Annotated in this window: 1 rRNA gene; it reads right to left on the minus strand. The window is 48.9% G+C overall.

Features of this window, described 5'->3' with window-relative positions:
• Window positions 1–2,209: ribosomal RNA gene (locus BM291_RS21830) — 23S ribosomal RNA — on the minus strand; the annotation flags it as partial.
• Window positions 2,210–2,274 lie beyond the last annotated feature (65 nt).

Here is a 2,274-nt window from a genome sequence, read left to right on the forward strand (position 1 = left end):
AGGGGTTAGATACCAAACAAACAAAGGGTGGTATTTCAACAGTGACTCCACGAATCCTAGCGAACCCGCTTCAAAGTCTCCCACCTATCCTACACATCATTTGTCCAGTACCAATACTAAGTTGCAGTAAAGGTGCATGGGGTCTTTCCGTCCCGTTGCGGGTACGCGGCATCTTCACCGCGACTACAATTTCACCGAGCTCATGGCTGAGACAGTGCCCAGATCGTTACACCATTCGTGCAGGTCGGAACTTACCCGACAAGGAATTTCGCTACCTTAGGACCGTTATAGTTACGGCCGCCGTTTACTGGGGCTTCGATTCAATGCGTCTCTTACGATAACATCCCCTCTTAACCTTCCAGCACCGGGCAGGTGTCAGGCCTTATACTTAGTCTTTAAACTTTGCAAAGCCATGTGTTTTTGTTAAACAGTCGCCTGGGCCTCTTCACTGCGGCCTCTATTGCTAGAGGCGCCCCTTCTCCCGAAGTTACAGGGCTATTTTGCCGAGTTCCTTAGCCATGATTCACTCGAGCACCTTAGGATACTCTCCTCGACCACCTGTGTCGGTTTGCGGTACGGGTAATTATACTCTTAACGCTAGAAGTTTTTCTTGGAAGCCCTTAGGATCACTATCTGATTGTCCGTAAACGCTCAGTACTATCAGCTTCGGCTAGACTCACGCATTTAACTATGGGTCCAATACCTACTACCTTTAACGCGGTATTCCGTCACCGCGCGGATCTTTCATCACTCCGTCACTCCATCACTCGTATAATTAGTATGGAAATATTAATCCATTGTCCATCCACTACCCCTTTCGGGTTCGCGTTAGGTCCCGACTAACCCTGATCCGATTAGCGTTGATCAGGAAACCTGGGTCTTACGGTGTGCGGGTTTCTCGCCCGCATTATCGTTACTTATGCCTACATTTGCTTTTCTAAAAACTCCAGCACGGCTGACGCCATACCTTCACTGTCGTTAGAATGCTCCCCTACCACTGCTCCTGATAAATCAGGATACAATCCTTCGCTTCGGTACTATGTTTGATGCCCGATTATTATCGACGCCCTGTCGCTCGACCAGTGAGCTGTTACGCACTCTTTAAAGGAATAGCTGCTTCCAAGCTAACCTCCTGGCTGTCTCTGCAACTGGACCACCTTTGTTCAACTTAACATAGATTTTGGGACCTTAGCGGAAGGTCTGGGTTCTTTCCCTCTCGGACTTGGACCTTAGCACCCAAGCCCTCACTGCCGCTTCTATATGATGGCATTCGGAGTTCGTCAGGATTTGGTAGGATTTGACTCCCCCTAGTCCTATCGGTAGCTCTACCTCCATCATACAATTCACGACGCTGTTCCTAAAAACATTTCGGGGAGTACGAGCTATTTCCCAGTTTGATTAGCCTTTCACCCCTACCCACAGCTCATCCGGAAACTTTTCAACGTTTATCGGTTCGGTCCTCCATTGTGTGTTACCACAACTTCAACCTGGCCATGGGTAGATCACTAGGTTTCGCGTCTACCCCCACCGACTCAATCGCCCTTTCAGACTCGCTTTCGCTCCGGGTGCGGTACTTAATACCTTACCCTTGCCGATGAGGAGTAACTCGTAGGCTCATTATGCAAAAGGCACGCCGTCACTACACAAAGTAGCTCCGACCGCTTGTAAGCGCACGGTTTCAGGTTCTATTTCACCCCGTTATTCACGGTACTTTTCACCTTTCCCTCACGGTACTAGTTCACTATCGGTCTCTCAGGAGTATTTAGCCTTACCGGATGGTGCCGGCAGTTTCAATCGGGATTTCTCCGGTCCCGACCTACTCAGGATACCCGTCTCTCAAACAATCCTTCCAATACGGGACTCTCACCCCCTCTGGTTAGCTTTCCCACGCTATTCTCGTCGGATTGTTATCAATTATACAGGTCCTACAACCCCGATTATGCCGTAACATAATCGGTTTGGGCTGTTCCGCTTTCGCTCGCCACTACTTACGGAATCATTATTATTTTCTCCTCCTATGGGTACTTAGATGTTTCAGTTCCCCACGTTCGCTTTCCTTACGGAATAGTCTTAAAAGACTGGGTTGCCCCATTCGGACATCTACGGATCAAATCGCATTGGCCGATCCCCGTAGCTTTTCGCAGCTTATCACGTCCTTCTTCGCCTCTGAGAGCCTAGGCATCCCCCGTGCGCCCTTATTCACTTACTTCTACTTATTGTGATACTTGCGTATCACGTCTGTTACAATTTCTGCTCAACATGTCAATGAACTTT

Origin of the sequence: Algoriphagus aquimarinus, assembly GCF_900112005.1 — a bacterium.
GTDB classification, from domain to species: Bacteria; Bacteroidota; Bacteroidia; order Cytophagales; family Cyclobacteriaceae; genus Algoriphagus; species Algoriphagus aquimarinus.